Source organism: Collinsella phocaeensis, from assembly GCF_900119895.1.
In the GTDB taxonomy this organism is placed as follows: domain Bacteria; phylum Actinomycetota; class Coriobacteriia; order Coriobacteriales; family Coriobacteriaceae; genus Collinsella; species Collinsella phocaeensis.
On record NZ_FQLR01000004.1, the window covers coordinates 583,382 to 597,886 of the forward strand.

A 14,505-nucleotide genomic window follows, 5' to 3' on the forward strand; every position below is an offset into this window, starting at 1 on the left:
AGGAACGACCGCTATGGACACTGTACACGAGGAGGCGCTCGCCGCCGCCGGCGTCCGCGCCGACGGCACGATCGACATCAACGCCGCGCTGAGGTCCCTGCTGGAGGGGCTGCTGAACGCGGTCATGGACGAGCAGGCGTCCGAGCTCGGGGTGCCGCGCAACGGCTACCGCGAGCGCTCGCTCGACACCTGCGTCGGGCGGGTGACGCTCAGGATCCCCAAGCTCAGGGAGGGGACGTACTTCCCCGAGGACGTGGTCGCGCGCTGGTCGCGGACGGACACGGCCCTCGCCTCGGCCGTGTGCGACATGTGGGCGGCGGGCATCTCGACCAGGAAGGTCGAGGCCGTCGCCTCCGACCTGGGCCTCGAGTCGATGGGCCGGTCCCGCGTGTCGCGGCTGTGCGAGGGGCTCGACGGCGAGGTGGCGGAGCTGCGGGGCGCGGACCTCTCCTCCGAGGAGTGGCCGTACCTGTGGCTCGACGCCACCTACGTGCCGTGCCGCGAGGCCGGCGCGCCGAGGTCGGTGGCGCTCGTCACCGCGGTGGCCTGCTCGGGCTCGGCGCGCAGGCGCGTCGTGGGCATAGAGTGCATCGACACCGAGTCCTACCTCTCCTGGCGCGGCTTCCTGCTGTCGCTCAGCTCCCGCGGGCTCTCGGGCGTGCGCCTCGTCGTCTCGGACGCCCACGAGGGCCTCGTCCGGGCCGTCCGCGAGGCCCTGCCCGGCGCCGCCTGGCAGCGCTGCATCGCGCCCCTCGAGCGCAACGTGCTGGAGCGCTGCCGCAGGAAGGGCGACGGCTCGGCCGCCGTCGCGGCCCTCAAGGCCGCCTTCGCCGAGGCGGACCCGGCGCTCGTGAGGGCGGGCTACCGCCGCGCCGTCGACCTGCTCGCCGCCGTGGACGAGCGCGGCGCCGAGCTCCTCGAGGAGGCCGCGCCCGCGGCCCTCGCCTACCTCGCGTTCCCCCGGGAGCACCGGCACTGGGTGAGGACGAACAACGTCCAGGAGCGCATGAACTGCGAGATCAAGCGGCGCACGAGGGTGGTCCAGGTGTTCCCGTCGGCGGAGTCCCTCGTGCGCCTGGTCGGGGCGGTGTGCTGCGACCAGAACGACGCCTGGGCGTGCGAGCGCAACTTCATCGACAGGAGGAGCCTGGAGCCCGGCTACGAGCGCGAACCCCTGCCCGAGGAACCCGGCGGCGAGGAGAGGGTGCTCAGGCTGGTGGAGGAGGCGTTCGACAGGAAGAGGAGGGCGGCGTAGCATACGGGGCGGGGCTGCGACCCCGGGGGAACGGCCCTACACCACTTTTCGTGACGCGATACTTTCCAGTTGCGCCAAAAGCAGCGAAACGCCCGATTTCTCGGGTTATACCGAGATTGCGGAGCTTGCCACTGTCGAGTGCACGTTCCACAACGTCGCCGAAGTCTACAACGACGGTACGAACATGCTGTTCGGGATAAACGTGGGATACAAGAAGGCTTGGTTCGAGTGCGACGGAACGGTCCAGCTGGGCGTCGATGTCTCCAAAGTTCGAATCGACGGGCCGGATACGAACAACGTCGTCACCATTACGGTTCCCAACGCGCAGGTTATCGGCCAGCCCCAGGCTGACGAGAGCACCTTCTCCGATATCCACAGCGACACCGGGCTGCTGACCCCCATTACGACGGTTGACCAGTCCATCGCGCTTGAAGAAGCGCAAAAAGAGATGAAGGAAAGCGCTGAGGCCAATTCGACGCTGATGAACGGCGCCCGCGAAAGGGCGAAAACACTTCTAAGCCAATACGTCACAAAGATCGGCGACCTGCAAGGAGTAAAGTACGAGGTCCAGTTCAGGGATGCCGAATAGGTTGGCTTTATAACTGAGTCGATCTTGAGAGGGGCTGCGAAAGCGGCCCCTCCTTTTTCAGTTGCCAACTGATTTGCGGGGAGCTTGAGATAAAACGGCGAGCAAGACTCTCTAGCCCGGTTCTTTCGCTCGGTTTCTAAAGCGCTTTGGGGCCGTGCATGAGGTCGAAATAGAAGCCACCTGTAACGATTCTTTCAGTCATCGTATCGCGTCACGAAAAGTGGTGTAGGGCCGTTCCCCCGGGGTCGCAGCCCCGCCCCGTATGCTACGCCGCCCTCCTCTTCCTGTCGAACGCCTCCTCCACCAGCCTGAGCACCCTCTCCTCGCCGCCGGGTTCCTCGGGCAGGGGTTCGCGCTCGTAGCCGGGCTCCAGGCTCCTCCTGTCGATGAAGTTGCGCTCGCACGCCCAGGCGTCGTTCTGGTCGCAGCACACCGCCCCGACCAGGCGCACGAGGGACTCCGCCGACGGGAACACCTGGACCACCCTCGTGCGCCGCTTGATCTCGCAGTTCATGCGCTCCTGGACGTTGTTCGTCCTCACCCAGTGCCGGTGCTCCCGGGGGAACGCGAGGTAGGCGAGGGCCGCGGGCGCGGCCTCCTCGAGGAGCTCGGCGCCGCGCTCGTCCACGGCGGCGAGCAGGTCGACGGCGCGGCGGTAGCCCGCCCTCACGAGCGCCGGGTCCGCCTCGGCGAAGGCGGCCTTGAGGGCCGCGACGGCGGCCGAGCCGTCGCCCTTCCTGCGGCAGCGCTCCAGCACGTTGCGCTCGAGGTGCGCGATGCAGCGCTGCCAGGCGGCGCCGGGCAGGGACTCGCGGACGGCCCGGACGAGGCCCTCGTGGGCGTCCGAGACGACGAGGCGCACGCCCGAGAGCCCGCGGGACCTGAGCGACAGCAGGAAGCCGCGCCAGGAGAGGTAGGACTCGGTGTCGATGCACTCTATGCCCACGACGCGCCTGCGCGCCGAGCCCGAGCAGGCCACCGCGGTGACGAGCGCCACCGACCTCGGCGCGCCGGCCTCGCGGCACGGCACGTAGGTGGCGTCGAGCCACAGGTACGGCCACTCCTCGGAGGAGAGGTCCGCGCCCCGCAGCTCCGCCACCTCGCCGTCGAGCCCCTCGCACAGCCGCGACACGCGGGACCGGCCCATCGACTCGAGGCCCAGGTCGGAGGCGACGGCCTCGACCTTCCTGGTCGAGATGCCCGCCGCCCACATGTCGCACACGGCCGAGGCGAGGGCCGTGTCCGTCCGCGACCAGCGCGCGACCACGTCCTCGGGGAAGTACGTCCCCTCCCTGAGCTTGGGGATCCTGAGCGTCACCCGCCCGACGCAGGTGTCGAGCGAGCGCTCGCGGTAGCCGTTGCGCGGCACCCCGAGCTCGGACGCCTGCTCGTCCATGACCGCGTTCAGCAGCCCCTCCAGCAGGGACCTCAGCGCGGCGTTGATGTCGATCGTGCCGTCGGCGCGGACGCCGGCGGCGGCGAGCGCCTCCTCGTGTACAGTGTCCATAGCGGTCGTTCCTTTCTCCAGAACCGTCTGTTGTGGTGACTACGATTCTAGGGAACGGCCGCGCCCTTTCGGGCGCCGGCCGGGATGCCGGCTACACCAATTTTCGGGACGCGTCCAGTCATCGCTCTCGTGTATCCCATCTGACCTGCGGAAATGCAAGACGATAAAGCCGCTGGCTACGATTCACTTTGCTAAACAGGTAGCCAAGAAGAGAATCGGCCGTTTTTGCATCCATTTCGGTCGGTTTTGAGCCACAAAACAAGCCCGTTTTTGTCCCCAGGACAAAAACGAAACTGCGGGCTCCCGTTTCAAAATAGTTCGCGGTTTTGTCCCAGGGTTTGTCCCAAACGCCTACGCGAGGACACGCGGAGGGATTCGGCGGCAAGGTGGATAAAACCGACAACCAAACTAGACCTGACTGGATTGTCGCCACGGCAAACGAGCGTGAAAGAGTGGGAATAGGAAATTCTTTAGTTATGGGGGTATAAATTTGATTCCCTTTAGGATAAACTCCCCCCATGACTATATGAATTGACCTGCTGACTCCAATGTAGATTGGAGGGTAACGGCCAGGGGTGACGGCCCAGCGAGTGTTATTTTGCGAGCTATGCGCATTGAAAGCGACCTTTCGTGGTATAAACTACTTGCCGGAAGCCGCGGCTTTCAGAGTACGGCTTACGTGTACGTTTAACCTCCGTGGGCGACGGGGTGCCGCAAGGCGTAGAATATCGCCCACCTGTAGGGGCCTGCAGCGATGCGGGCCCCGCTTCGTATGAAGGGGGCGTAACCGATGAAGATCGTATCCATCTCCCAGGACTTCTTCGACCTCGTCGATGGCGACCGCGAGCTCATGCTTAAGCACAATCGCCCCTGCATCGTGGTGGTGAGGCTGCGTTTCCGCGGAAAGCGCAGGGACTTCGCCGTGCCGCTGCGTTCCAACATTGCCCCCAACGTGCCCAAAGACCAATACTTTGCACTGCCACCCCGCCCCACGACGCGCCCCGGCTGCCGCCACGGCATCCACTACATCAAGATGTTCCCCATAACCAAGGCCTACCAGCGCCGCTTCAGGACCGAGGGCTCGGCCTACTACGAGACGCTCCAGCGCATCATTGACGGCAACACCAAGCGCATTGTCTCCGAGTGCCAGGCATACCTCGACCGCTACGAACGCGAGGGAAGGCCTCGCTTTGCCGTCGACATCGACCGCATCGTGGGGCTGCTGGAGGGCGAGAAGTAGGGCACCTCGGCTCAGTCTCGAGCCATGCGGAGTCGCTCCGCATTTTTGAACGCCGCGTGTGCGTCCCAAATACTTGAGAAACAAGCTGTGAAGTGCGGTGGCGCGCCCGTGCCCGTGCATAGCCGTCACCATCAGCGTCTACGCGGCGTCGGCTTCAAGTGGAACTGGCGCCGCTGCTGTATATGGTTTGCCTTGCGCAAATAGCGATCAATGCCCGCGGGTTTGGGACTGCGGTGGTGATCCTGGACCAAATCCATCCTACGCTGCTAGCAGACCCAAGTCCCTGCGGTACTGCATGGGGCTCCTGTAATCCAGGTCGCCCTTTATCCTGACATCCCTGTACCATCTGAGGTAGGCGTCGAGCATCCCCATGAACTCCTCGAGTGTAACCCCGGTCCAGTCGCAGCCGTGGAAGAACTCTATCTTCAGCCTCCCGAAGAAGCCCTCGCACCTCGCGTCGTCGGGGCTGCATCCCTTCCTCGACATCGACCTGACCAGGCCGTTCTCATCGCATATCCTTATCCATCCCGGCCAGCGGCAATGGCAGCCGCGGTCCGAGTGGATCTTGGGGTGATCGCCCTCATTGAGCCACTTGCACGCGCCGAGCAGCGACGAGTTCGCCATCTCGGCGTCGGGCGAGGTCGATACCGGCCAGCTCAGCGGCATGCCGTCGAAGCAGTCCACGATGGGCGAGAGGTACGCCTTGCCGGCGGGGATGCGGAACTCGGTCACGTCGGTTATCCAGAGCTCGTTCGGCTTGTTCGAGCGGAAGTGATGCTTGCCCCGGTCATCGCGCAAGAGGTTGGTCGGCGCCTCCGAGATCTCGCCCTCGTAGGGGCTGTACCGGCGCTTCTTCCTGGCGGCCCTCGCGACCAGGTTCTCCTCCTCCATGATGCCGCGGACCGTCCACTCGCCGATCGCCGCGCCGTCCCCCGCATCGGCGTTGACCTGGGCGCACGCGCGCCTGTAGCCGTAGGTGCCGCCGCTGGCCTCGAACGCCTCGATCACGGCCTTGCGGGCGGCCGCGTGCCCCTCGGTCTCGCCCTTGGCCTGGGCGCTCCTCGCGTACTCGTAGCTGCTCTTGGCCATGCCCACCACGGGCAGGACCTCGCAGAGCTTGTATTCAGCCCTCAGCGCCTCCACCATCGCCGCCTTCTCCGCGTTGGTCAGCAGCCCCGGTTCGGCGCCCTGGTCTTTTTTTACTATCTCGAGGGTCGCCTGGCGCACGTCGAGCTCGAGCTGCACCTTCCTGAGCTGCATCTTCGCCTCTCGCAGCATGTCCTGCAGCACCTCGATGTCGTCGGGCAGGTCATCGTATTCCCTGCTCACGGGAACGCCTTTCTCTTCGGTGTCCCCGACATCATCGCCCATCATCTCCCTTCGCCAGACGTAGGGCGCCGTCCTCGACACGCCGTGCTTCTCCGCGACCTCCGCAGCGGTTCCGCTGCGGGACCCGGGCTCGGCCACCGCCTGCATCTTCTCCGCGAGCGGGACAGGACCCGCTTTCGGGCTCGGCCCCCTGTATTTCCTCTGCCCGGGGGCGAGCTCGTCGATCCAGCCGCGCAGCGTGTCGCTGCCCTTCGGGTAGCCGAGCGCGCGCATCGTCCTGCTCAGGCTCTTGCCGTGGCCGAGGTAATGCTCGACCGCCTCTCGCTTCTGGTCATCAGAGAACCTGGGCTCTCGGATCATCTTGCCCACGGGGACTTCTCCGGTCTCCCTGTATTCCCTCCGCCAGTTGTTCAGCGTGTGCCTGTTGGGGTAGTCCAGCTCGGCTATCGTGTCGGCGTAGCTGTGGTCGAATCTGATGAAGGTCTCGATTGCAATCCTTCGTTGTTCGGTGCTGAACATGCGGCTTCCTTCCTGTCCCGTTTTGGTCCAAGATTCCCGCCGCAGTCCCATTCCACCAACGCAATCGCGCCGATCGCGCCAACGCATCCCCGCCGTTTCCGCCGACGTCAGGCGCCGTTTCCGGCGTCCCGGTCCGGCGCGAGGCCCTTCTTGCGGTAGGACCTCCCGGTGATCTTCAGCACCGTGCAGTGGTGGCACAGGCGGTCGGCGATGGCACTCGCCACCACCGGGTCCCCGAACACCTTCGCCCACGCGCCTATCCCGACGTTCGCGGTCGCTATGGTCGACCTCCTCCCGTAGCGCCTCGACACCAGCTGGAACAGCAGGTCCGCCCCCTCTTTGTCGACGCCCGGGTACCCGACCTCGTCCACGATCATCATACGGCAAGTGAACAGCGGTCCTCTGTCCGGCTCTCCGCTCGATTCGTGCTTGCGGCCAACGAGCCAATCCAGCATGTCAGCCCAAGTGCGCTATGCTGCGGGCATCGATTCCGGCATGGTCGCAACCAGCTGGTAGGGTGCAGCCTCCATCAAAGTAACGCCGACGAGGTTTGACCGTTCATTCTGCTCCTTGATAGAATCGGGCAAAAACCCAGGCAGGAGGAAGAAATGATTGGGCAGGTTTATCACGTCGGGTTGACTGTCAGCGACTTGGATCGTTCGGTAGCTTTTTACCGCGACATCTTGGGGCTTCGCTACGAGGGCGAGCTGTTGATGGAAGGCGGAGAGACCGAGGCGATGTTCCAACGGGGAAATTGCAGGGCTCGTGTCGCGTACCTGAACGGGTCGGACCAGCTGAATATGCCGCCCGTGGAGCTGATCCAGTTCGTCGGCGACGAGGTTGCCCACAAAGCAGCCGACCTCTTCACCACTTCCATCTCGGAGCTTTGCTTTTACGCCGACGACGTCGACGCGGTGTATCAAAAGCTGATGGAGCAGGGCGTGGAGTGCCTCTCTTCGCCACAGGAGTTCGATTTTCGCCACGATGGCTTTGGCCGCAGCCGTGCTTTCTATTTCCGCGATCCTGATGGGATCATCCTAGAGATCATGCAGCCACTGGACGATTAATAGGCGAACTGCCTCCCATTTCTTGGTGCCTGGGAAATGGGAGGTTTTCTCATGCTCATCGATCTCAGGGTGAAGCACGATGTCGGGGCGTGGGGACATCCCGTCGTTCTATTCGATTTCGGCATGGGCTGCTGGGTTGTCTCGTGCGCCAACAGCCTCCGAATTCTCATCGCTCGCACGAGGCATGAGCCCTATACCCGGGAGGGCGTTCTCGTGCTGGACCTCGCGAGGTGGCTGCTCGGCGAGCAGGTGTTCTGAGCGTCATGCGGGGATATCGCGCGATAGGGCACGCGGGTCCGTTCACGCCCGCATGGGAAACGCCGTCGCCGTATGGGCGGCCAGTCGCATCCGATAGGCCTTTTGTTAAACAGGCCTATCGGATGCGCACGAAGCGATCGCGCCAACAACGAAGCTCCAACCTGCTCGTCAACTCATGGGCAAGCAACCTGAGACTACTCATTTCTCCTACTGGCAATGAAGGCCCGCGACCTGCAGTTTTGCAAACTGCTTGAAAGCCACCCGCGCTGATTCACTTACGGTTGCAGCTGGCGGCTAGCAGGCAAAAGGGTGCTTGAGTTTCAAAACGGGTGTTCTCGGCGCTATCGAGTCTCCAAAGGCGGCCCGCCGCACCCTTTGAGACAAAAACAAAAACTCAAAGCCTTGAGTTTGAAAAAAGTTTTTGAAGTTGTCCCGATTTTCGACCCCGAAGCCGACGAAACACGACACGGCGTTACCTGACGGCACTCGATTCGAGACGGCACCGAAAACTGGATGCAACTGAAATGACGGGACGTCAGAACCGATGCCATCGAGTGGGAGTGAGGGTTAAGAAGCCAACTTTTGCAAAATCGAAAAAATAAGTGTCTTAACTGACGATTATGGGGGCATAAGCTAGCGGATTGGGAAGATATGCCCTCATACCGGGACATATCCACGTCACGAGCAAACCGTCCTGCGCAGGTCGTTGACACCGGGCTCGGCGCTTGCAAAAATTGAATCTGATAACGCCCGCACGGTATGTATTTCACCTTCCGCGGGCGTCTTGCCCTTCTGCCTCCATTTGCCCGCATGCCTGCGGCTTGGCGTTGGGTGCCATCGAAATGCACCCAGTTAGGAGCTCATATGTCCTCGCAAGCACCGGGTGTCGAGTTTAGCCGCGTGATCAGCTTTCTCAAGCGCCGTTACCCCGGCTTCGCGGAGACGGCGTATCAGGAGTTCATCGCTCACGTCGAGCCTGATTTTGATGAGCTGTCATATGAGCATGCCGAGCGTCTCCATGAGCTGGCGTTGGAGTGGGCCATTTTCGACAAGCCCTTGGAGGGCGGGCTCTCGGGCATCGAGCTGTACTGCGAGGAGAATCCCGATCGGCGCGGAAACGGCTACTTGAGCCAGCTTCGCGAGGCTGTGAATAATCAATTCAGCAGTATGTTTCCCGTCGAGCATGTCGATATTGCCGCGCATCGTCTCGAGTTGCTGGATGTTTACACGGGCGAGATGTTTTGGGTGCGTGACTACTCGCTTTCTGAAGGGCTTTTCCGCGAGGGCGAGCAGGGGCCATGCGGGGTCATCGTGGCACGCCTTACAAAGTCGGGCGGCGCATGGTTCTTTCCGGGTAACGTGGTCGCCTTCTATCCGGTTGTTATGGCGGACCATATGAAAGAGGTTCTTAGGGAAGAAGGCGGCGAGCGCCCCTCGTTCTTGGAGCTGGTGCGCCAGACGTACGGGCCCCGTGGGGGCGTGGTGAGTGGATCGCTCGAGGCGCAGTTCCCCGACGTGGACTTCGAAGATCCAGAGCAGCTTGCCGATTTCCGCGTCCAGCTGGCGGATCGGTACCGCGAGCTCGCGGACCGTTTCGCCCTCAAGGCGACATGGGAGAGCGTCGTGTTCGACATTGCCCATGAGGATGGGAAGATCATGCCCACCGAGCTGATGAAGCGCTCCCTCGGGGATTTGGAAGAGACGCGCGTGAGTACGGTGGAAGACCTCGACGAGATCCTGGGCGTCTGGATGGCCGCATGGAACGTCATGCCGCATGACGCGCTGGGCGGTCGCGCACCGGCGGAGTCATGACGCCCCTGCGACCATGCGGAGTTCGGTGGGTGCCTTGCGCTTGTCGGGAGTGCGGGTGGGGCCATAATGCAGCGCACCTTTGGCAAGCCCTCCATCTGAGATGCCTGGCCACCAGGTTTTCGTGCGGATGGGGCAGTACGAGTGGACGAGCAAGAGTGCATCCTCAGCTTGAGGCAGATGGCGTAGGCGAAGCCGTCGTGCCAAAGAATCTGAGAGAGCAGCTCGCAAGGGGAACCGTCGCTGCTCATGATGCGTTCGAAGACTAGGTCTTGCCCGCAGGAGAGATGGCAGGTCTTGCCGTCAATCCTGTCTGACATGGAAAGGGAGAACCCCGTGAAGGCCGCCCCTTTGCATCAAGGACCGTCCATCGGCAATCGCCTTTAGCGATACAGCTCCTCGATGCTGAATAGCCTCAGCTGCTTGCTCGGATCGACATCTCCGTCAAAGCCGGAACGCGAAAAGAACCCGTAGGCGTAGCAGTCGAGCCCCGTTGAACGGACCTGCTCGATCTCCTCGTCGATCATCTCCTGCGTGACGGGCGTACCTCGGAACTTCGCCTCATAGAACACGTAGCCATGCGGGTCGTGCGTCACCACGTCGAATTCGCCATTCGTCTTGTTGGCGGGGTCGTCGTACCAATAGCGGCCAATATCGTCGAACAGTTCGGGCAGTTCTCCCGATCGATTCTTTCGGATGAGGAACTGCCTGCACACCTCCGCGAAGGCATGGGGAACGTAGTTCGTCTCAAAATCCTGCGAGATGTACCGGTCGTAAAAGACCTGTGGGTCGAGGAAGGTGCGCTGCGAGGCGTATCGAAAGACATAGCGGTAGTAGAACAGCGACAGCCCGTCGATGATCTGGTAGCTCGATTTCTTCTTGTTGAGCGGATCGTTGATGGGGGCTTGTTTTTGCACGAGTTCCATGCGGATGAGCCGGTCGAGGACATCGACCATGGTGGGCCCGCTGGATACGTGCGACTGGGAGAGGATATCCCGATACTTAGAGTATCCGTCGGCAAGCGCCCCGAAGACCTCGTTGGCGTTCACGATCTTCGAGATCTCCGAGTTGAGATACATCGAGACCTCGTTTTCCAGACGTGCGCCCGGCTCCGATATGAGCTCGATGATGTTCTCCCGTACGGAGAGGTCCGGATCGATGAGGCGCGTGTAGTACGGAATGCCACCGAACACGCTGTATAGACGCACTTTGTCTTCGGCGGAAAAATCGGGGTAGAAACGCGCCGCGTCGTAATAGTTCATCGGCTTGAGGTCGATGGTGAGATCGATGCGCCCGTACAGGGGATTCTCGCGCTCAAGTAGCGATTTCATGACCTCGACGAACGATCCGCAGAGAATGAGCGTGAGGTGGGATGAATCGCGATGGCGATCCAACAACGACCGCAGGATGCTGTCGAGCCCTTTGACCGTTTTGCGCAGGTACGGGTATTCATCGAGGACAAGCGTAAGGGGTTCCTGGACGGACAGAGTAAAGAGGTGGTTGAGAAGCGCCTCGAGATTGCCGAAGCCCAAGGGTGGGAGGTCGAAGACCTCGGATACGAGGGCGGAGAGGCTCTCGAGGTTGTTCTGCTCGGAGGTCTCCTTGCATTCGTAATAAATGCTGCGGCAGTTGGTTGTCGACAGCGACTGCTTGATGAGCTCGCTTTTGCCCACGCGTCGGCGCCCGTACACGAGTATGGCGCTCTGGCCGTCCGATTTGATTTCACGCTCAATGCGGGCGAGCTCACGCTCGCGACCAAAGAAATCCATACTCGGTCCTTTCCGACTCGGTTTCAACCGAGTAAAAGTTTAATGATATAGGGCGGCTATTTCAATAATCGGCCAGTCTGGGGGCTCCGCCCTCTCGTTTTCGCTGCCCCATGCCCTGCTGTGTCGCCGCTCCTGCGCGATGATGCGGTTCGCTCGCTCGCCCTCGTCGTCCTATCAGGGGTTATGGGGCCTCGTGTAAGTGAGTTGGGTTTCGCGTAGCAGCAGATTGCGTAGCTGCGCAAGTTCGCCTCGAGTGGGCTCGATGCGTCTGTTGGGAGGTTTGTCGGTCGTGATTCCCCAATCGCCTCTGCCGAGAAGCTCGGCGCCTAATCGAGCGCACCTGTCTCAAAGACCGTCTCCTCATATGTGACGGCATTCGAGGAGGCATTCCTGTTCTACCGCGCCGCACGCTACGACCTGCATGGCAAGGCGCTTCTCAAGACGAACCCCAAAGAGTACATCGTCGACACCGGTTTCAGGACTTGGATGGCAGGATACAGAGTCACGGATATTGGTCGCCTGTTCGAGAATGCCGTATATTTCCAGCTACTCTACGAAGGATGGAGTGTGCATGTGGGCAAGCTCTACGGCAAGGAGGTCGACTTCGTCGCAACGAAAGATGGGCGCGCGCTCTACGTGCAGGCGACAGACGAGATGTTCGCCAGTGAGATCAGGGAACGCGAGATTGCTCCTCTGAAGGCGATACGGGACAATCATGAGAAGATCGTGGTCGTGAGGCAGGGTTCCTATGATACTGACATTGACGGCATTCGCATTGTGAGTGCGAGGGACTTTTTCCTTTAGAGGGAGGAAAGCGGCTAAAACGGTATGGCCGCAGCTCCCGCGGAGGGATGCGCGGGAGCTGCGGCTGGAGGTGCCGCTCCTAGTCAAACAAACTCGGCATGTCGTCTTCCTTCATGAGCGCGCCGGCGCAGGGCAGGCTCTGCGCGGTGAACTTCTCCGTCGAGACGCCCGCGCCCAGCACCTCCTCGGTTGTGCTCACGGATGTGACGATGCGGCCCTTCTTGGCGGTGAACGCCTGGACGCCCTGCGTGCTGGTGGTCGTCTTGGTCTTGAGCAGCGACGTGTTGAAGTTCATCAGGCGGTAGTCGTTGGAGACCAGCGCGATGTCGCGCTCCTCCTTGAGTACCTGCGCGTAGAGCAGCTTGGAGCCGCCGTAGATCGCGTTCTTGAGGCGCTTGCGGTTGGTCTTGGTGACGTATCCCGCCAGCGCGACGCGCACGGCGCGGCCATTCTCGAAGATGAACAGCGCGTCGGCCTTGTAGTCCTCCGGGTCGAGGACCCAGATCACGCTCTCGTCGGGCTCCATCTCCAGATCGGTGGGCAGGTAGGAGCCCAGCTGCGCGGATTTGGTGTCCTCGAACGCGGCGACCTTGCACTTGTACACCTGGCTCTTGTTGGTGAACACCAAAAGCTCGTGCGTGTTGGCGGACGGGAACTCGATGAACGGCTCGTCGCCGTCCTTGTATTTGAGCGCGGCTCCCTTGCGCAGCACACGGTCCGTCATCTTCTTGAGGTAGCCCTCGCGGGAGAGCATGATGGTGACCGGGTACTCCTCGACCTCGGGCTCCAGGCTCACCTCGATCACGTCGGACGGCTCGATGCGGCCCGTGCGGCGCGGCATGACGTACTTCTTGTTGACCGCCGCCAGCTCGTCGCGGATGACCTTCTTGATGTTCTCCTCGCTCGAGAGGATCTCCTCGAGCTCGGAGATCTCGCCCTCGAGTTTGGCGATGTCCTTGGTGCGGTTGAGGATGTACTCCTCGTTGATGTTGCGCAGCTTGAGCTCGGCGACGAACTCGGCCTGGGTCTCATCGATGTCGAACCCGCGCATCAGGTTGGGAACCACCTCGGCCTCGAGCTTGGTGCCGCGGATGATGGCGATGGCCTTGTCGATATCGAGCAGGATCGCCTCGAGGCCGTGCAGCAGGTGCAGGCGCTCGGACTTTTTGCCCAAATCGAAGTTCACGCGGCGGCGCGTCGACTGGACGCGCCATGCGACCCACTCGTGAAGGATCTGGCGCACGCCCATCACGCGGGGGTACCCGTCGACCAGCACGTTGAAGTTGCACGAGAACGAGTCCTGCAGCGTGGTGGTGCGATAGAGCTTTGCCATGAGCTTCTCGGGGTCCACGCCGCGCTTGAGGTCGATGGCGATGCGCAGGCCGGAGAGGTCGGTCTCGTCGCGGATGTCGGCGATCTCGCGCACCTTGCCCTCCTTGGAGAGCTTGACGATGCGGTCGATGATCACGTCGGTCTTGGTGGTGTAGGGGATCTCGTAGACCTCGATGATGCGCTCTTCGGGGACCCACCGCCAGCGCGAGCGGATCTGGAAGCTGCCCAGGCCCGTCTCGATGATGCGCTCCATCTCCTCGCGGCGGTAGATGATCTCGCCGCCGGTGGAGAAATCGGGCATGGGCATGTATTCGAGCAGGTCGCAGTCGGGGTCCTCGAGATAGTGCATGGTGGCGGTGCAGACCTCGTTGAGGTTGAAGCCGCAGATGTCGGAGGCCATAGCGACGCCGATGCCCTTGTTGGCCGACACCAGGATGTTGGGGAAGGTAGTGGGCAGCAGGCGCGGCTCCTTCATGGCGCCGTCGTAGCTGTCGACGAAGTCGACCGGATCCTTGTCGATGTCCTTGAAGATCTCGGCGCAGATGGGGGAGAGCTTGGCCTCGGTGTAACGCGAGGCGGCGTAGGTCAGGTCGCCCGAGTAGTACTTGCCGAAGTTGCCCTTGGACTCGACGAAGGGCGCGAGCAGCGCCTCGTTGCCCGTGGCGAGGCGGACCATCGTCTCGTAGATGGCGGCGTCGCCGTGCGGGTTGAGCTTCATGGTCTGGCCCACGATGTTGGCGCTCTTCTGGCGCTCGCCCTTGAGCAGGCCCATCTTGTACATGGTGTAGAGCAGCTTGCGGTGCGAGGGCTTGAAGCCGTCGATCTCGGGGAACGCGCGCGAGACGTTGGTGCTCATGGCATACGGCATGTAGTTGGTTTCGAGCGTCTCCGTGATGGGCTGCGCCGTGACCTCCGAATGCAGGCCGATGACGTTATCGGCGTTGACCTGCTTCTTCTTGTTTGGGGTGCTGGTTTTCTTCTTAGCCACGTTGTTCCTCTTGGTGCTTCTCTTGGGGCCGTCGTGCCG

Annotated in this window: 11 protein-coding genes and 1 pseudogene; 7 read left to right on the forward strand and 5 right to left on the reverse strand. The window is 62.2% G+C overall.

The window, feature by feature from the left end; genetic code table 11:
- The first annotated feature begins 13 nt into the window (after positions 1-13).
- Positions 14-1,255 (forward strand): IS256 family transposase, encoded by a 1,242-nt coding sequence (locus BQ7355_RS04585; protein WP_072415133.1) that lies wholly within the window; start codon positions 14-16, stop codon positions 1,253-1,255.
- 115 nt (positions 1,256-1,370) lie between these two features.
- A complete protein-coding gene (locus tag BQ7355_RS04590; protein WP_240307375.1) occupies positions 1,371-1,844 on the forward strand; it encodes a DUF4230 domain-containing protein in 474 nt (157 codons plus the stop codon).
- Between the two features lie 265 nt (positions 1,845-2,109).
- Here the strand turns inward: BQ7355_RS04590 and BQ7355_RS04595 are convergent, their stop codons facing one another.
- Positions 2,110-3,351: an IS256 family transposase gene (locus BQ7355_RS04595; protein ID WP_072414685.1), complete on the reverse strand. Its 1,242-nt coding sequence runs from the start codon at positions 3,349-3,351 to the stop codon at positions 2,110-2,112.
- Between the two features lie 790 nt (positions 3,352-4,141).
- Here BQ7355_RS04595 and BQ7355_RS04600 point away from each other — a divergent pair.
- Positions 4,142-4,591, forward strand: a complete 450-nt coding sequence (locus tag BQ7355_RS04600; RefSeq protein ID WP_055287002.1) for a hypothetical protein — start codon at positions 4,142-4,144, stop codon at positions 4,589-4,591.
- A 258-nt stretch (positions 4,592-4,849) separates the two neighbouring features.
- On the opposite strand, the gene BQ7355_RS04605 is transcribed toward BQ7355_RS04600, so the two are convergent.
- Together BQ7355_RS04605 and BQ7355_RS04610 are read right to left on the reverse strand one after the other, a co-directional pair.
- A complete protein-coding gene (locus BQ7355_RS04605; protein WP_072415135.1) occupies positions 4,850-6,439 on the reverse strand; it encodes an IS3 family transposase in 1,590 nt (529 codons plus the stop codon).
- A gap of 107 nt (positions 6,440-6,546) precedes the next feature.
- Positions 6,547-6,894, reverse strand: a complete 348-nt coding sequence (locus BQ7355_RS04610) for an ATP-binding protein (protein ID WP_072415136.1) — start codon at positions 6,892-6,894, stop codon at positions 6,547-6,549.
- A 153-nt stretch (positions 6,895-7,047) separates the two neighbouring features.
- On the opposite strand from BQ7355_RS04610, the gene BQ7355_RS04615 reads away from it, so the two are divergent.
- The 3 genes from BQ7355_RS04615 (at position 7,048) to BQ7355_RS04625 (ending at position 9,576) form a co-directional block, all read left to right on the forward strand.
- On the forward strand, positions 7,048-7,506 hold the full coding sequence (locus BQ7355_RS04615) for a VOC family protein (RefSeq protein ID WP_072415137.1): 459 nt from the start codon (positions 7,048-7,050) through the stop codon (positions 7,504-7,506).
- Between the two features lie 51 nt (positions 7,507-7,557).
- Positions 7,558-7,764 carry a hypothetical protein gene (locus tag BQ7355_RS04620; RefSeq protein ID WP_240307319.1) on the forward strand — a complete coding sequence of 69 codons (207 nt, stop codon included), beginning with the start codon at positions 7,558-7,560 and terminating at the stop codon, positions 7,762-7,764.
- Between the two features lie 864 nt (positions 7,765-8,628).
- Positions 8,629-9,576, forward strand: coding sequence for a hypothetical protein (locus BQ7355_RS04625; RefSeq protein ID WP_072415139.1), 948 nt, complete (start codon positions 8,629-8,631; stop codon positions 9,574-9,576).
- A gap of 380 nt (positions 9,577-9,956) precedes the next feature.
- Here the strand turns inward: BQ7355_RS04625 and BQ7355_RS04630 are convergent, their stop codons facing one another.
- On the reverse strand, positions 9,957-11,342 hold the full coding sequence (locus BQ7355_RS04630; protein WP_072415140.1) for an ATP-binding protein: 1,386 nt from the start codon (positions 11,340-11,342) through the stop codon (positions 9,957-9,959).
- Positions 11,343-11,699: 357 nt separating this feature from the next.
- Here BQ7355_RS04630 and BQ7355_RS04635 point away from each other — a divergent pair.
- Positions 11,700-12,146 (forward strand): annotated as a pseudogene (locus tag BQ7355_RS04635) (DUF4143 domain-containing protein); the annotation flags it as partial.
- Positions 12,147-12,225: 79 nt separating this feature from the next.
- Here BQ7355_RS04635 and BQ7355_RS04640 read toward each other — a convergent pair.
- A complete protein-coding gene (locus BQ7355_RS04640) occupies positions 12,226-14,466 on the reverse strand; it encodes a DNA gyrase subunit A (RefSeq protein WP_072415142.1) in 2,241 nt (746 codons plus the stop codon).
- Positions 14,467-14,505: the final 39 nt, after the last annotated feature.

Excerpts from the sequence above, each read along its gene's own strand:
- BQ7355_RS04595 (WP_072414685.1), bottom strand. The coding sequence starts at position 3,351 with ATGGACACTGTACACGAGGAGGCGCTCGCCGCCGCCGGCGTCCGCGCC.
- BQ7355_RS04620 (WP_240307319.1), top strand. The coding sequence starts at position 7,558 with ATGCTCATCGATCTCAGGGTGAAGCACGATGTCGGGGCGTGGGGACAT.
- BQ7355_RS04600 (WP_055287002.1), top strand. The coding sequence starts at position 4,142 with ATGAAGATCGTATCCATCTCCCAGGACTTCTTCGACCTCGTCGATGGC.
- BQ7355_RS04625 (WP_072415139.1), top strand. The coding sequence starts at position 8,629 with ATGTCCTCGCAAGCACCGGGTGTCGAGTTTAGCCGCGTGATCAGCTTT.
- BQ7355_RS04610 (WP_072415136.1), bottom strand. The coding sequence starts at position 6,894 with ATGCTGGATTGGCTCGTTGGCCGCAAGCACGAATCGAGCGGAGAGCCG.
- BQ7355_RS04585 (WP_072415133.1), top strand. The coding sequence starts at position 14 with ATGGACACTGTACACGAGGAGGCGCTCGCCGCCGCCGGCGTCCGCGCC.
- BQ7355_RS04615 (WP_072415137.1), top strand. The coding sequence starts at position 7,048 with ATGATTGGGCAGGTTTATCACGTCGGGTTGACTGTCAGCGACTTGGAT.
- BQ7355_RS04605 (WP_072415135.1), bottom strand. The coding sequence starts at position 6,439 with ATGTTCAGCACCGAACAACGAAGGATTGCAATCGAGACCTTCATCAGA.
- BQ7355_RS04630 (WP_072415140.1), bottom strand. The coding sequence starts at position 11,342 with ATGGATTTCTTTGGTCGCGAGCGTGAGCTCGCCCGCATTGAGCGTGAA.